We start from the raw sequence: 14,847 nt of genomic DNA, 5'->3' as shown, positions 1-14,847 counted from the left end.
AGGAAAACTCACTTACTTATATGTTATCACAATGATGTAAGCATGCCGAGATTTTGCCATTGCTACTGGTCAGCATTGAGATTCAATTTAGTGTACAATAAATAAAAATCTTAAAGGAGTCGTTGTATACATATGCTTCCATTGTACAAAAAATATTGGCGTACTGTTTTTGATATCGGTCTGATCGTATTAACTGTGTATTTAATTATGTTCGTATCCAGCAAACTGTATCAGCTAGCCGCACCTGTGTTCCTTTCATTCGTCGTGTTTTGGTGCATTGAACCTGCTGCCCGTTATTTTCATCGCAAAGGCATGAAAAAGCCTTTTGCCTCCGCACTCTCCGTATTGCTGTTTATCATCTTATTACTGGCTATTTTTTTCGGATTGGGCCTGATCCTGGTTACTCAATTTACAAAAGTCGCGCAAAACCTCCCACATTATACCCAGATTATCCAAACGGAATTCACGCGGATTCTTCATCTTTCTCAAGATAAAATTGCTGCCTTGCCTCCGGGTGTTACCGAACGTGTAAATGATTATTTTGCGACTGCTACCACCATTGCTACGAAATGGGCACAGCTAGGGTTATCTTTTTTCATTCAATTTCTCAGCTCTTTCACTGTTTTTATGGGCAACTTTGCGGTTGCCATCATTTTAGCGTTCTTTTTGAGTATGGAAATTAATCTCTGGAAAGGAATTGCTCGCAGTAAAACACCGAAGACACTAAAAACGGCGTACCTTTTTCTAAAAAATCATGTACTTAAAGCCATTTCCGCCTTTCTCAAGGCTCAAGCCTTACTGGTGGGAATTACCTTTGTGCTCGTATTTATAGGTTTACTCATTTTGCAAGTAGATAATGCCCTATCGTTGGCGCTCGTAGCAGCTTTGTTTGATATTCTGCCGTTGTTGGGTGTGCCTGTTATCTTTATTCCGTGGGCAGTGTATTTGTTCATCACGGGGAATACCGGCTTGGCTGTAGGCTTGCTTATTGTCATGGCTGTCACCGTGATTGTGCGCCAGTTGGCGGAGCCCAAAATTACTGGTAATTCCATCGGCGTCTCATCTGCCTATCTAATGCTTTCCTTTGCCATTATATCGTTATCCATCTTCGGATTGGCCGGATTAATCCTATCCCCCATTCTGATCATTTTGCTCAAGGAATTGTGGCAGCAAGGTTATTTGCAGCAATGGATTCGGTTTCCGACTGAGGAATTTGACGAGCCTCCTTTTATCGTCAAAATTCAGGAGGAAGAACGTGAAGCTACTCGCAGGACTCAAGAGGATTGAGCTAGCAGATCCATGACTTGGCCGAACAGTGCTGTGGCCTGATTTGCAGCATGCGTTGAAGCATTTTGCACAAGAACGGCAACCGCATAACGTGGCCGCTCTATCGGACCGTAACCAATAAACCACTGGTGATTTATGGGGCGACCGTTTTTTAAAGCTTGGGCCGTACCCGATTTACCGGCCAGCTTCCAGGTTTTGTTACGCAAGGAGGCACCTGTACCGTGTGTCACAACTTGTTCCATTGCTTCACGAAGCGTATGAGCCGTGGATGTGCGAATCGAGCGGCTGCCTTGGGGTAAAGGAGCAGCGTGAGCAGGTAGCTCCAGCAAGGTGCTTCCATCTGCGTAGCTGACGCGTTTTACGATGCGCGGTGCATGTACTTGACCATCGTGCAGCAAGGTCACGATGAGGTTAGCTGCTTGGAGAGGCGTCACCAGCACATCACGCTGGCCGATAGCTGTCTGCACACGTACGCCTGGATCAGATGCATTTGTATGGGAGCCGAATACGGCTCCCTTTTCTTCGTGATCCATCGGTCTGAATTGAGGTAGTCCTGCCAGATCCCGGTCCTGCCAGCCCACGGTTCGACTCAATCCTAGTGCAGAGGCTACGGCCTGAATTTGCTCGGCGTTAAGCCGTTCGCCGAGATGGGCGAACACACTATTACAGGATACGGCAAGCCCTTCCTCCAGGTTCAGGGTTCCGTGTCCTTCTTTTTTCCAGCATGACAAGCCGTACTTGCCATAGGCTCCATGACAATGAAATTGCTCCTGCGGTTGAACCACACCTGATTCAAGTGCAGCCGCAGCCGTAACCAACTTAAAAATTGAACCAGGCGTTACTGCTTTGAGAGCACGATTAGACCAGTCTGTTTTCTGCTGCGGATCAACATGAGCGGGATTATAGAAAGGACGAGACACCATCGCCATCACATCCGCGTTGCCTGCATCAAGCACAACGACTGCTCCTTCTGCCAAGTGGTTAGATTCTGTCAGCTTCTCAATCTGTTCCTGCAACGGGAGATCAATTGTAGTCTTCACCTGTAATGGATAGTGACTATTGGATGGAGCACTGACACGAAGCGGGACATGAGTCAATGGACGACGTTGGGCATCTACAAACCGAGAGACGAATGTCTCACCAACCCCGCTTAGCAGCGGCTCTAGCGTTCTTTCCAGGCCAGCTGCCCCCATCGGTAGTTCACTTGCTCGTTCACCACGTTCATACATAAAACCAAGCCATTGTCTGCCATTGGGCAAGTCCCTATAACGTTGCGCATACGGTACAAGCTCTATGAGCGAAGGGGCTAACTTCAGCAGTCTGCCCGCTTCATTCGGATGGATTTGTACAGGCTCTCCACGTCCATCCCTCCATATGAGCGGAGATTGCAGTCCCTTCCATTGCGTCAACAGTTGCCCTTTACTCGTATGCAATAACTTGGCCAGCTCCTGTCCATGCGAAGCTGCTCGGCCATCTACATCGGGAAAAAGCACTGGCGTCCATACGACTCCTCCAGTCAAGGGCTGCCCGTGTCGGTCCGTAAACTGTCCACGCCCAGTATCAATAGCGATTCCTTCCTGTCGCTGACGTACTGACATTTCTTTAAGCGAATGTCCCCCATACAATGACAAATGAATGCCTGCTGTTCCCTGAATCCAAGCCAGTCGGAAACATAAAATCAGTAGCGATACCATGATCCCCAGGGCTATATATGCAATTCGACGTTGACGAATGAAACTGCTATGACGCCTAGACACATCCATCCTCCTTTCATCATTTTTCCAGTAGTATGTCCGGTGATGGAAAAAGAAAACCCACTCAACATGTAATGTTGAATGGGTTACCGAATTTATTGGATATCTAGTGATGAATATGGGCTACAACCTAAAATTTCATCTAACGAATAATAAACCGTTATAAAAATAGTAATGGCTAGAACCACCCAGGCCCACTTTGTGTTTGTATTCATAATCTGCTTTCCTTCTCAAGAGATTTCCCTGATAACCTTGATTTTACAACACCTACACTGTAAACCTTGAAAGCTGTTCTTTCAAATTCACTGAAACTCCTTCCAGCTTATCAGACAAGCCTACCAGCTGATTACCGATATTGGCCTGCTCATTACTGAGAGAAGCGACTTCCTGCGAAGTAGCAGAGGATTGCTCGGCTACCGCACTAACATTGGTCATTGCCTCAGACAAAGTAGTCTGCGATTCACTCAGATGATGAATGGAGGCGGTGACTGTTCCCAACCGAAGCGCGAACTCGCCCATTTGCTGCTGCACCGATTGGAAAATGTCCGTCGTTTCTCGTACGGCTCCCATCTGCTCCCGGAACAGCGGGTACACTTCAGATAACGCTTGCACCGTTTCATTCATCTCATTGACGATATTATTCGTAATACCTGTAGCTGTACGAATGGCTTGACGTGATTGTTCTGCCAACTGACGGACCTCATTTGCAACCACCATAAAACCACGCCCGGCTGTCCCTGCTCGTGCCGCTTCAATCGTCGCATTCAGGGATAGAATGTTCGTTTGTTTAGCAATATCCTGCAATACGTCCAGCACCTTAAAGACATCGGAAGTTGTCTTCTTCAGTTCATCTACTTTGCCTACCAAAGCATGCGTAGTTTCTTCCGTAACCTTAGTCTTGCTCAATAGATTTTTCAGCTGAATTGTCCCTTTTTCACTGGACTGTTCAACTTCTTGTGCGACCAGACTCATTTCATAATTAGAAGTCATAACCGTATCCATTTGCTGGGATATATTCCCCGTTAATCCGCTACCACGTTCCGCCTCTGTTGCTAAACTGGTGGCACCATGAGCGATCTCTTCCGTCGCAGCTGCAATTTCTTTGGCTGAAACGGCTGTCTTCTTCGAGGCATCACTCAGTTCCGTCGCTGTATTCAGTACCTCCTGTGCTGATGCATTCGTCTGTTCTACCAGCAGTGTAATTTGCTCCATCATTGTATCAAAGCTAGCGGACAACTGCCCAATTTCATCCTGAGCCTTATAGTTCGTTCGGATTTGCAAGTTGCCTTTGGCGCCTTCAATCATTAAATCCTTCAGGTGTGTCAGTGGACGAGCCACGAGGCGCACGATCCACAGGCCGATGAACAATGCAATGAGTGCAGCCACCGCAGCAAATACCCAGGTCGTAGTTAGAATCCCCTTAGCGTCTCTCACCAGCTCAGATACAGGTACTACACCCACGAGAATCCATTTGGAAGTTCCCAGTGTATTATGAACCGTAAGCACACTTTGCTCTTTGCCATCTGCTACCTGCTCCATAATTTGATTTCCTTCGATCCCTTCAAGCTTGGAAACGTAATCCAGCTTTGTCTTTCCCCCGGCCAAGCTCTCATTGTTAGAACCTACAAACTCCCCCTTGTCTGTCACAAGGCTAATCATACTGCCTGAGCCCAAATTAACACCTTTCAACTCGTCCTCCACCGCACTGGCCTTTAAATCCATAACCAGAACATAAGTCCCTCCCAACCCGGACATGCTGTTCATGGATCGTGCCAGACGAAAGGTCTTGCTGCCATTGTCATTCACCTGCGTAGGTAGCCAAACCATTCCCTTGTTTTTCAAAATATCCTTAAACCATGCTTCCTGCCGTACATCCTTTTGTGTTCCGGTACCCATTGCAGCTAAACTGGTTTCTTCCGGGTACAAATACAATGAATCAATCGCTTTATTTGTAAAAGCAATATTGGTTAATTTCTTGTTTACTTCTCCCATAGCAACAAAAGATGCAAAGGGATTTTTATCTTGCTTTACAGCCTTTTGCAACTGATCACTTAATTCAGTATCGAAAAATACCTGTGTCGATGTGTCTTGAAAGCGCTCTAAAATAATATCAAGCTTTTCCGAAGTTTGCTGAACCGTTTGCTGATACGCTGTAGCTGCATTTTGCTCAATCGTGCTTTTAGCTCTGTAGTACGAGAGCATTCCCAAGCTGACCACAAATAACATAATGGCCGCAAAAAAGATCAGAAACAACTTCATCCCAACCGAACGGATCGGATTATAGTTTTTGACTAAATGCATAAAATCCTTACTGTATCTTTCAGGCTTAAGTAAACGCTTTAAATTGTTTGTGCATTTACGTAAGACCTCAGCTACCCAGGGAGTACCCTTCGAAGACATCACAACCGTCTCCTCCCCTTTATCCGTTGTTACTTTACTTCCTTTTAAACCTTTCATTTGATCCTTTTTCTTGGGTTGCCTTTTTGCTGTATTCCCCTCTTTTTTCCGAAAACCCATTCCTCTCACCTACCACTATATAATTAGTTTCTTGTTCCACGTCATCCATTATGTATCTATTATCTATATAGTCTCTATCGGAACTATTCGACAAGGAATGTAGCTTTCCTTTGAGTACCCACTAAATTTTGTGAAACTTTTTTCCTAGAAAACTATTCAAAAAAAAGCCTCTCCAACCGATAGGAGAGGCTTTTGAATCTTTTAACTTGTGACTTAAGACTTATTTACTTCTTTTTACGCATCATATCAAAATATGATACAGGCTGATCTACCTTCATTTTGATTCGTTGAAGCGGATGACGTGCAGCATCTAATTCGTTGCCTTCCTCATCCCAGATCGTTCCGACCGTTTGCTTGAAAAAGGTTCCGTTCGGACCGAAAAATTCAATTTCATGACCTGGTTTAAAATGGTTGCGTTGTTGAATCGTTGCGATGCCACTTGCAGCATCGTAGTCCATGACCAGTCCGGCAAAATCATAAGGGACCGCTTTTTCTTCCGGCTCATAAATATGATCCTCATGATCCGGTGTATCATAGAAGAATCCAGTATTTAACGGACGATTGGCTGCCTTGTTAATTTCTTCAATCCATTCTGGTTTGAGTACATAATTTTCCGGATCAGCCATATAGGAATCAATCGCTTGACGGTAGACATTCACGACCGTAGCCACATAGTGGATGGACTTCATACGTCCCTCCACTTTAAAGCTGTCTACACCCACATCAATCAGATCAGGAATATTTTCAATCATACACAGATCCTTGGAACCCATAGAAAAAGCATTATCGCTCTCTTCAAACAATGGAAGCTGGTTAACGCCAAGCTGGAACTGTTTTAGTACATTGTTGTCCTGTGCCTCTTCCTCAGATATCCAAACCTCACCTGGACGGGCATCCTCAAACAAATCATATTTCCAGCGGCAAGACTGACAACATCCTCCACGATTAGAATCTCGGTCTGTAAAATGATTGGATAACACACAGCGACCGGAAAATGAAGAGCACATTGCACCGTGGACAAAAGCTTCGATTTCGATGTCCACATGCTTTTTAATTTCTTCGATTTCCTCCAAGCTGGTTTCACGTCCAAGTACCACACGCGGCAGTCCCTCGTCTTTCCAGAACTTTACCGCTTGCCAATTCAACGTGGACTGCTGTGTACTCAAATGCACTTCCAATCCGGGAACTGCCCGCAATGCCACGGATACAATAGCCGGATCAGCGACGATAACAGCATGAATTCCTACTTCATACAGATTGCGCAAGTATTCCTCAATTCCGGCAATATCTTCATTGTGAGCATAGATATTAGTCGCCACAAGCACCTTAGCACCGTACTTGTTGGCGAATTCCACACCTTCACGCATTTCTTCAAAACTGAAATTATCGGCGTTAGAACGCAGACCGTATTTTTGCCCACCTATATATACAGCATCCGCGCCATAGTGAACGGCAAACTTCAGCTTTTCTAGATTTCCGGCAGGAGCCAACAACTCCGGCTTATCCAAACGATTTCGTTTACCTGTATATTTTCTCGTTTTGGTGATCGTTCCCATGACGTTCCCCCCTCTGTAAATTCATTTTGTAATTAATAAACCTGCTCTTTGTAGAAAAATCCGAAGGAAAGTTCCCGTTCAGGGTCTTGAAGGCGGCGAACCTCATCCAGCCAGCTTTCATCATAAACATAAGCATCCGGGTCGGCTGTATAACTGTCTATAGCTTTACGGTAAGCACGGACAACTGCCTCATTGTAAGCGGTGGGTTTCAACAAGCCCTCGATCTTAAAGCTGTGCACGCCCGCCTCCATCAGAATATGCAGATCCTCCATGATACAAAAATCATCCGAACTCATAATATGTGTCCCGTTGATATCTTCGTAAATGGGGAACTTCTCTTCCTTCCGCTCTGCTTCAATCAGAAACAAGCCACGCCCTCTGCCGAGGTCACCTTCTACCGTGCGACCTTGGTGCAGCATATAGCTTTGAACAAGCTTACGCTTGGAGTGATAAATATTGGTCATTCCATGTACCTGAACCTGTGCTTCTATGTTCAACTTTGGAATCATTTCCGTAATCTCATCCATACTGAGCTCACGAGCCAAGATGACACGTGATGCCCCTTTTTCACCCCAGTAGTTGGCGGTTGCGAAGTTGGTAGAAATCATCTCTCCGTTCCAGAAGAGTTTCAGATGAGGGGCATATTCCTTCACAGCCATGAGCACTGCTGGATCATTAAACTCAATGGCGTCTACGCCGCATCCAGCTATGGTCTGCACATATTCGGGAAGAAGTGGCAATAGCTCATTCGTCATCAAATTCGTCATAGATACATATACCTGCGCCGCATGCTTCCTTGCCTCTTCCACAACCTCACGGATTTGGTCCGGGGTAAAATGTCCTGGCAGTCGCATGCCAAAGCGGTCATCTCCAATCAGCAATGCAGTTGCTCCAGCCTCCAGCATATGGCGGGCATCCTCCGGAGAGCTGGCAGTTGCCAGCAGTTCGGGTTTGTAAGCCATAGGCTCACCTCCTAATTTGTCTTACGGTTACTTATCTGAATGTTATGCAAATGTTCTTTATACGTTTTGGCAAATAAATGTTTATGTGTCCCATCTTTTTTGGTCACATAAAATAAATAATCTGTAGATTTTGGCTGTAGAGCCGCCACTACTGATTTCAGACTGGGACTTGCAATCGGTCCTGGCGGAAGTCCCTGATGCATATACGTATTATAAGGACTTTCTACAGCCAAATCCTTGTAATACAGTCGTTCCTTTTGCTTGTCCAGCATATATTGAACTGTAGCATCAATTTCCAGCTTTTTATCCTGTTGAAGGCGGTTATAAATAACGCCAGCTACGATAGGCCGCTCATCGTCTACAACCACCTCGCGCTCTACCAGAGAAGCAACTGTCAGCAACTGATGCAGTGTTTCACTGCGTTGCTGCAACCCGGCATCCAGATCAGAAATGGTATCCAGACGTTTTTGCGTCTGCTCCAGCATCGTCTGAATGATATCCTTGGTTGTGCTTCCTTTTTTCAGTTCATAGGTTTCCGGGAAAAGATAGCCTTCCAGCGCATAGCGAAGCCCCGTCTGCTTTGGTATGTCCCGCACCAGCGCGACGTCAAAAGCGGACGGATCGTTGGCCAGCTGCAAAAATTGCTGCCGGTCCGCCAGTCCTTCCTTTTGCAGTTTATCTGCCATCTGTCTAATCGTAAAACCCTCCGGGATTGTAAAACGAATCATTTCCTCTTTGACTACATCCCCAGCCGATAGCTTGGCAATCAACTGATCAAAGGTTGCGCCAGGCTGCGCTTCATATTTTCCAGCCTGAAATGCGTTTCCTTGCTGTTTGAATTTTACATAAGCCTTAAACACAAGCGCATTACGTATAAGTCCCTTTTGCTTCAGCGTATCTGCAATAGCCGATGTTCCCGTACCTCTTACCACCGTAAAAGCAACGGGTTGTGTTTTCGGCTGAACAGGCTGCATGGCATTCCATATATAGAGGAGTGCACCTCCTGCTATGCAAACAAGCAGGAGAAGCAACGTAAGCATCCTTGTCCTTCGCTTCACATCCACCCAACTCCTTCACAGCCAAAAAGGGCGGACTGGTCCGCCCTTTCAGGTTTGATCTCCTCGTTATCCAGACTTACAGCTCTTCCGGCAACGTACATTCGTCGTACAGCTCAGAAATATCTTCCCACTCATCATCATCTTCAATGGTGGTGATGGAGATTTCGCCGTCTGTGGATGAGCTTACATGATATAATTCATGTTCGCCAGCAGCAGCGCCAGGTCTACGCAATACGGCGTACCGTTGCTCACCTACCTTGAACTCTGCTTCCAACTCCATGCGTAACGCATGACCCTGTTCATCCTGCAACTCTATGTCACCATCAAAAGCTTCTTTCAAATCAGAGGTCCAGCTCAGGTCTTCACGTGAATAGCTCGTCATTTCCCGTCTTCCTCTTCTTCTTCCTCTACAAATGTATTAAAGGTCTCTTCGACGATTTCCCATTCGGCATCGTCTTGGATCACAAACAATTTAATATCATCGCCTTCTTCCTCGTAACGGAAGGCGTACACATCGGACTCATCAGCTTCAGGGTCCACTGGCGCAACCATCATGTACTTCGCTTCGGAACCATCTACCTCAAACTTCATAATGACCTCGAACTCTTCCTCGTTGCCCTCGTCATCGGCAATATAAATAATTTCCGGCTCTTCTTCCATACCCAATTGATTTTCAGCCATTACGAAATCCCCCTCACCTTGTACTGTGTGCGTCCAAATAATTTTGCAAGATCAGGCTTGCGGCCAGTTTATCTACCACCTGCTTGCGTTTTTTGCGGCTGACGTCGGCCTCCAGAAGCGCACGCTCTGCCGAACGCGTCGTCAGCCGTTCATCCCAAAGGTGAACGGGTAAACCCAGTAACTCCTTGAGCCGGTTCGCAAACTCAATGCAAATCTCACCGCGTGGACCCACGGTTCCGTTCATATTTTTCGGTAAGCCTACAACAACCTCACCAATTTCATGTTCACGAACCAAATTTGCAATTTTACCGAACTCGCTGTCGTCACCGCGTCGTTCTATGACTTCCAATCCTTGGGCGGTCCAGCCGAAGGCATCACTTACGGCGACCCCAATTCGGCGATCCCCGTAATCCAATCCCATTACTTTCATGCCTGTCTCCTAACGATGCTTAGCGAGATAGAAACGAACCAGCTCTTCAATCAATTCATCGCGTTCTTTTTTACGCACCAGGCTTCTAGCATTATTATGCCGTGGCACATAAGCCGGATCACCGGATAGCAAATACCCGACGATTTGATTGATCGGATTGTATTCTTTTTCTACCAACGCATCATATACGGTCAACAAAATCTCCTGAGCAGAAGCTTCCTTCTCATCCGCCTTGACATTAAATTTGACCGTTTTGTCCATGGAATCCATTGTTGACACCTCGCTTCCACAAAACATGTGTACATGTTTATGCCAGCTTATTCTTTTATATCATACCATAAGCAAAGCCCTTCAAGGAAATGTCTAAGTCCGTTTTTTTCCAAAAATCCGCAAAAATTATCGAACTTTATCCTTGTGAGGCTGCTGACACCAATTCATGTGCACGTTGAAGTGCTTCGTCCAGCTTGCTGGCATCCTTACCCCCGGCTTGCGCCATGTCAGGTCGTCCGCCGCCACCGCCGCCGCATACGGCCGCAATTTCTTTCACGAGCTTACCTGCATGAAGTCCTGCCTTGGTATGCTCAGCTGGGACAGCAACGACAAAATTAACTTTGTCGTCCATTGCAGCGCCTAGCACCAGCACAGCTGCAGGAAGCTTACTTTTCAGCTCATCAGCAATCGCACGCAGCGCATCCATGCTGGAGGCCTGCACGCGTGCAGCCAACAACTGCACTCCGCCAGCTTGCACGACCTGATCAGTCAGCTGACCCGCCTCAATAGCACTCAGCTTGCTTTGCAGTGATTCATTTTCACGACTGAGGTCTTTAATTTGTTGCTGCAAAGATTCGATGCGTTTTGGCACCTCAGACAGCTTGGATTTAACCAGCCCAGCCGACACCTTCAACAGCTCTAATTGACCTTCCATGTACTCAAAACCAAAACGTCCGGTCACTGCTTCAATACGACGTACACCTGATCCGATGCCGCTCTCGCTGACAAGCTTGAACAACCCAATTTGCGAAGTATTGCTGACATGACACCCTCCGCACAGCTCGATGCTGTAATCGCCAACCTTAACGACCCGTACAATATCACCATATTTCTCACCAAACAACGCCATCGCTCCAAGCGCCTTGGCTTCGTCAATCGGTTTCAGTTCAATAGTCACATCCAGTTGGCTCCAGATGGCACGGTTAACCCGCAGTTCAATATCTGCCAGCTCTTCTGGGGTAATGCTACCAAAATGGGAGAAGTCAAAACGCAGACGCCCAGGTTCTACCAAGGAACCCGCCTGATTGACATGGTCACCCAGTACTTCTTTAAGCGCTTTGTGAAGCAAATGCGTAGCCGTATGATTCTTCTCAATTTCTCCACGTGAAGCCTGATCTACTTCAGCTTTTACCGTGTCGCCTACGTTCAGCTCACCGGCTTCTACAACGACCTGATGCACATGCTGACCTTGCGGCGCCTTGAACAGCCCTTCAACCTTCGCGGTTACCGTTCCACCACGCAGTAAGCCATGGTCACTGACTTGCCCGCCGCTTTCGGCATAGAAAGGAGTCACATCCAGCACGACCTGACAGGACTGCCCTTCACTAACACTCTCCACCAGCATATCATTATATACAATTGCCACAATTTTGGACTCAGTTATGAGGTCATTATATCCAACAAATTCACTTTTAACCGCCAGATCGGACAAAGCTCCGCCCTGAATCTTCATGCTGGCATTGTCTTGATGAGCATCACGCGCACGTTGACGCTGTTCCTGCATCGCTTCATCAAAACCTTCACGATCAACTTTCAAGCCCTGCTCGTCCGCATAATCCTCTGTGAGATCAAATGGAAACCCATACGTATCATACAGCTTGAAAGCATCTGCTCCGCTAATGACATTGCGGCCTTCGGCCTTTGCCTGAGCACTGATATCAGCCAAAATAGCTAATCCGTCTGTCAATGTTTCATGGAAACGCTCTTCTTCTGTTTTAATCACCTTGATGATGAAATCACGCTTGTCCACGACTTCAGGATAGTACACGCCCATGATGTCCCCAACGGTTTCCACCAGTTCAAACATAAATGGACGATTCATGCCCAACATTTTTCCATAGCGAACAGCCCGGCGCAGCAAACGGCGAATGACGTAACCTCGTCCTTCATTAGAAGGAAGTACACCGTCACCAATCGCGAAAGTCACGGTACGAACATGGTCAGCAATGACTTTGAGAGCCACATCACTGTCCACATTGTCGTTATATTTAACTCCTGCCATGGCAGCCGTTTTCTGGATTAGTGGCTGGAAGATATCCGTATCGAAGTTGGAATCCACATTTTGCAAAATGGATGCAAAACGTTCCAAACCAGCTCCTGTATCTATATTTTTATTGGGAAGCGGCGTGTAGCTGCCATCTTTGTTATGGTTGAATTGTGAGAATACGAGGTTCCACACTTCCAGATAACGCTCATTTTCTCCCCCTGGGTACATTTCAGGGTCTGTCATGTCGTTGCCGTAGGCTTCGCCACGATCATAAAAAATTTCCGTACAAGGTCCGCAAGGGCCTTCACCGATATCCCAGAAATTGTCTTCCAGTTTGATGATACGTTCAGCCGGAAGTCCAACTTTTTCATTCCACAGCTTATACGCTTCTTCATCCTCAGGATATACCGTTACAGCCAGACGTTCTGGATCAAAGCCGATCCATTTCGGGTCTGTCAGAAACTCCCACGCCCATGTGATGACTTCTTCCTTGAAATAGTCGCCAATAGAAAAGTTCCCAAGCATTTCGAAAAACGTATGATGACGACGCGTTTTACCGACATTTTCAATGTCGTTCGTCCGAATACATTTTTGCGAATTGGCGATACGTGGATTTTCTGGTTTTACGCGTCCGTCAAAATAAGGCTTAAGCGGCGCCATACCTGCATTAATCCATAGCAGGGAAGGATCTTTGTGTGGAACAAGCGGTGCGCTTGGTTCAATCACATGTCCCTTACTTTCAAAAAACTCCAGCCATTTGGAGCGGATTTCACTAGCTTTCATATAAGTAGCCTCCTAATTATGGTGTCACTGGTTTCTGGCACAGGCCATAAAAAATAGAAAAACGCCCCTGAACGGATCAGGGACGATTGTATCGCGGTACCACCCTGGTTATCGCCGTCCCCTCTGTACGAAATGCCACATGTGCAAGCGCACACACCAACATCTGCTTAACGGACGATCGATCGCCTTGTTTTCACTGGTAACGGGAGCATCCCGGCGGGTTCAGCCCGCACTCCGAAATGAGCTTTCCCTACTGGATAAACACATTTAAACATACTCAATTCAGTATATCCGTGTCATTTAGCCGTGTCAACGCGATTTCAGACAGCATGCATCTGGGATATAGACGAAATTAGATTGTTTTTCGCTTCACGTAATATGCAAAAAAATGCTGAAGCCCTACCTTCAAAACAGCCATCACTGGAACTGCCAAGATCAAGCCAGCAATTCCCGCAATTTCCCCACCCACTAGCAGAGCGAAAATAATGGCTAACGGATGCAGGTGCAGCGTTCGCCCTACCACCTGAGGGGATATTACATTACTTTCAAGAACTTGAATACAGGAATTAACGACTACCACTAAAAGCACCATTTTTAAGGAAACCGTAGAAGCCATAATTACTGCCGGTGCAGCGCCCAAAAAGGGGCCCAGATATGGAACAATATTAAAAAGAGCCACAACTCCGGCCAGCAATAGCGCATAAGGCATGCCAATCAGCATATATCCAATATACGCCATTACGCCAATAATGACGCACACCAGCAATTGGCCCCTGACATAGTTGCCAAGCGCCTGATCAATTTCCTTAAGCACCGATACAATCGCCTTACGACGAGAACGCGGGAGATAAGAAACAATCGTCCGTTCAAACACGTCAAAATCCTTTAAAATATAAAAAATGAGAAAAGGTACGATGAACACATTAAACAACATGTTGATCATCCCACCGATGTTGTCCATAAAGGTAGAAATCCCAGTAGCCATCCGATTCTCCAGTTGGAAAAACCATTGATTCATCCCCGTACGCACCCCTTGGGGTAAAATACCGCTGTCCATATTCGTCATTAGTCCCTGTGCATGCATGGTCAGCTCTGGCAGATGCTCATTCAGCTCATCCAGTTGTTCAATGAACATCGGAATCAGATTCATCAGGATCACAATAAGACTGGCCAAAAACACAGCGTAAATAAGCAGTACAGCTACACTACGAGGCACCTTTCGACCGCCCAGCATACTCACTACAGGATTAAGTACATAGGAGATGATCATCGCTACCGCAAACGGAGCAATGATTGTTTTCAGAAATTCATACAAATGAAAAAACAAAGGTCTCAGCAGCCAGATAAAATATAGAATGACGAGTCCCAGCAGCGTCCATATGCCGTACCGGAACAGTCTACTTTTCGTTAATTGGTCCATTTTGTGCCCCCTTACCGGACTAGCCTCCTTTAAGTATATGCCTGTACCTGTACTTTAATCCTTCCCGCCAGTCTGAGATGTCCCATTAATAACCATTGTGAAAAATTGATGAAAATGGATGAAAACAATAAACAAAGTCATT

The 14,847-nt window shown here is 46.3% G+C and carries 12 protein-coding genes; 1 reads left to right on the top strand and 11 read right to left on the bottom strand.

What is annotated here, in order from left to right; translation table 11 throughout:
- The first annotated feature begins 132 nt into the window (after positions 1-132).
- The gene (locus MMB75_RS00320; RefSeq protein WP_044787255.1) at positions 133-1,287 is read left to right on the top strand and encodes an AI-2E family transporter; all 1,155 of its coding nucleotides are present in this window, start codon (positions 133-135) and stop codon (positions 1,285-1,287) included.
- On the opposite strand, the gene MMB75_RS00315 is transcribed toward MMB75_RS00320, so the two are convergent.
- From MMB75_RS00315 to MMB75_RS00265, 11 genes are all read right to left on the bottom strand, one after another.
- A complete protein-coding gene (locus tag MMB75_RS00315) occupies positions 1,275-3,050 on the bottom strand; it encodes a peptidoglycan D,D-transpeptidase FtsI family protein (RefSeq protein ID WP_045244253.1) in 1,776 nt (591 codons plus the stop codon). The two genes, MMB75_RS00320 and MMB75_RS00315, sit on opposite strands and share 13 nt — an antisense overlap.
- Positions 3,051-3,308: 258 nt before the next feature.
- On the bottom strand, positions 3,309-5,558 hold the full coding sequence (locus MMB75_RS00310; protein WP_025676139.1) for a methyl-accepting chemotaxis protein: 2,250 nt from the start codon (positions 5,556-5,558) through the stop codon (positions 3,309-3,311).
- Positions 5,559-5,782: 224 nt separating this feature from the next.
- On the bottom strand, positions 5,783-7,114 hold the full coding sequence (locus MMB75_RS00305) for a peptidase U32 family protein (protein WP_013372602.1): 1,332 nt from the start codon (positions 7,112-7,114) through the stop codon (positions 5,783-5,785).
- A 32-nt stretch (positions 7,115-7,146) separates the two neighbouring features.
- Positions 7,147-8,076, bottom strand: a complete 930-nt coding sequence (locus MMB75_RS00300; RefSeq protein ID WP_016819081.1) for a peptidase U32 family protein — start codon at positions 8,074-8,076, stop codon at positions 7,147-7,149.
- An 11-nt stretch (positions 8,077-8,087) separates the two neighbouring features.
- On the bottom strand, positions 8,088-9,116 hold the full coding sequence (gene mltG, locus MMB75_RS00295) for an endolytic transglycosylase MltG (RefSeq protein ID WP_045244252.1): 1,029 nt from the start codon (positions 9,114-9,116) through the stop codon (positions 8,088-8,090).
- A 94-nt stretch (positions 9,117-9,210) separates the two neighbouring features.
- Entirely contained in the window at positions 9,211-9,516 is a 306-nt protein-coding gene (locus MMB75_RS00290; RefSeq protein WP_019688312.1) for a DUF1292 domain-containing protein, read from the bottom strand.
- Complete coding sequence (locus MMB75_RS00285; RefSeq protein ID WP_013372606.1) at positions 9,513-9,815, bottom strand: DUF1292 domain-containing protein; 303 nt, start codon at positions 9,813-9,815, stop codon at positions 9,513-9,515. The genes MMB75_RS00290 and MMB75_RS00285 overlap by 4 nt, the downstream gene beginning before the upstream one ends.
- A 13-nt stretch (positions 9,816-9,828) precedes the next feature.
- Positions 9,829-10,245: a Holliday junction resolvase RuvX gene (ruvX, locus tag MMB75_RS00280; RefSeq protein ID WP_016819084.1), complete on the bottom strand. Its 417-nt coding sequence runs from the start codon at positions 10,243-10,245 to the stop codon at positions 9,829-9,831.
- A gap of 9 nt (positions 10,246-10,254) precedes the next feature.
- Positions 10,255-10,515, bottom strand: coding sequence for an IreB family regulatory phosphoprotein (locus MMB75_RS00275; protein ID WP_007431624.1), 261 nt, complete (start codon positions 10,513-10,515; stop codon positions 10,255-10,257).
- Between the two features lie 136 nt (positions 10,516-10,651).
- The gene (gene alaS, locus MMB75_RS00270; protein WP_019688313.1) at positions 10,652-13,285 is read right to left on the bottom strand and encodes an alanine--tRNA ligase; all 2,634 of its coding nucleotides are present in this window, start codon (positions 13,283-13,285) and stop codon (positions 10,652-10,654) included.
- 352 nt (positions 13,286-13,637) lie between these two features.
- Complete coding sequence (locus tag MMB75_RS00265; RefSeq protein WP_016819086.1) at positions 13,638-14,705, bottom strand: AI-2E family transporter; 1,068 nt, start codon at positions 14,703-14,705, stop codon at positions 13,638-13,640.
- Positions 14,706-14,847 lie beyond the last annotated feature (142 nt).

The sequence above is a fragment of the Paenibacillus sp. P2(2022) genome, assembly GCF_029522175.1.
Taxonomy (GTDB): Bacteria; Bacillota; Bacilli; order Paenibacillales; family Paenibacillaceae; genus Paenibacillus; species Paenibacillus polymyxa.
Note: the sequence above shows the minus strand (reverse complement) of the source record. Positions and strands in the feature narration are given on the sequence as shown.

Bases quoted from the DNA above. Each gene is read 5' to 3' on its own strand.
- ruvX (WP_016819084.1), bottom strand. From the start codon at position 10,245: ATGAAAGTAATGGGATTGGATTACGGGGATCGCCGAATTGGGGTCGCC.
- MMB75_RS00300 (WP_016819081.1), bottom strand. From the start codon at position 8,076: ATGGCTTACAAACCCGAACTGCTGGCAACTGCCAGCTCTCCGGAGGAT.
- MMB75_RS00285 (WP_013372606.1), bottom strand. From the start codon at position 9,815: ATGGCTGAAAATCAATTGGGTATGGAAGAAGAGCCGGAAATTATTTAT.
- MMB75_RS00320 (WP_044787255.1), top strand. From the start codon at position 133: ATGCTTCCATTGTACAAAAAATATTGGCGTACTGTTTTTGATATCGGT.
- alaS (WP_019688313.1), bottom strand. From the start codon at position 13,285: ATGAAAGCTAGTGAAATCCGCTCCAAATGGCTGGAGTTTTTTGAAAGT.
- MMB75_RS00275 (WP_007431624.1), bottom strand. From the start codon at position 10,515: ATGGATTCCATGGACAAAACGGTCAAATTTAATGTCAAGGCGGATGAG.
- MMB75_RS00265 (WP_016819086.1), bottom strand. From the start codon at position 14,705: ATGGACCAATTAACGAAAAGTAGACTGTTCCGGTACGGCATATGGACG.
- MMB75_RS00290 (WP_019688312.1), bottom strand. From the start codon at position 9,516: ATGACGAGCTATTCACGTGAAGACCTGAGCTGGACCTCTGATTTGAAA.
- MMB75_RS00305 (WP_013372602.1), bottom strand. From the start codon at position 7,114: ATGGGAACGATCACCAAAACGAGAAAATATACAGGTAAACGAAATCGT.
- MMB75_RS00315 (WP_045244253.1), bottom strand. From the start codon at position 3,050: ATGGATGTGTCTAGGCGTCATAGCAGTTTCATTCGTCAACGTCGAATT.
- mltG (WP_045244252.1), bottom strand. From the start codon at position 9,116: ATGCTTACGTTGCTTCTCCTGCTTGTTTGCATAGCAGGAGGTGCACTC.
- MMB75_RS00310 (WP_025676139.1), bottom strand. From the start codon at position 5,558: ATGGGTTTTCGGAAAAAAGAGGGGAATACAGCAAAAAGGCAACCCAAG.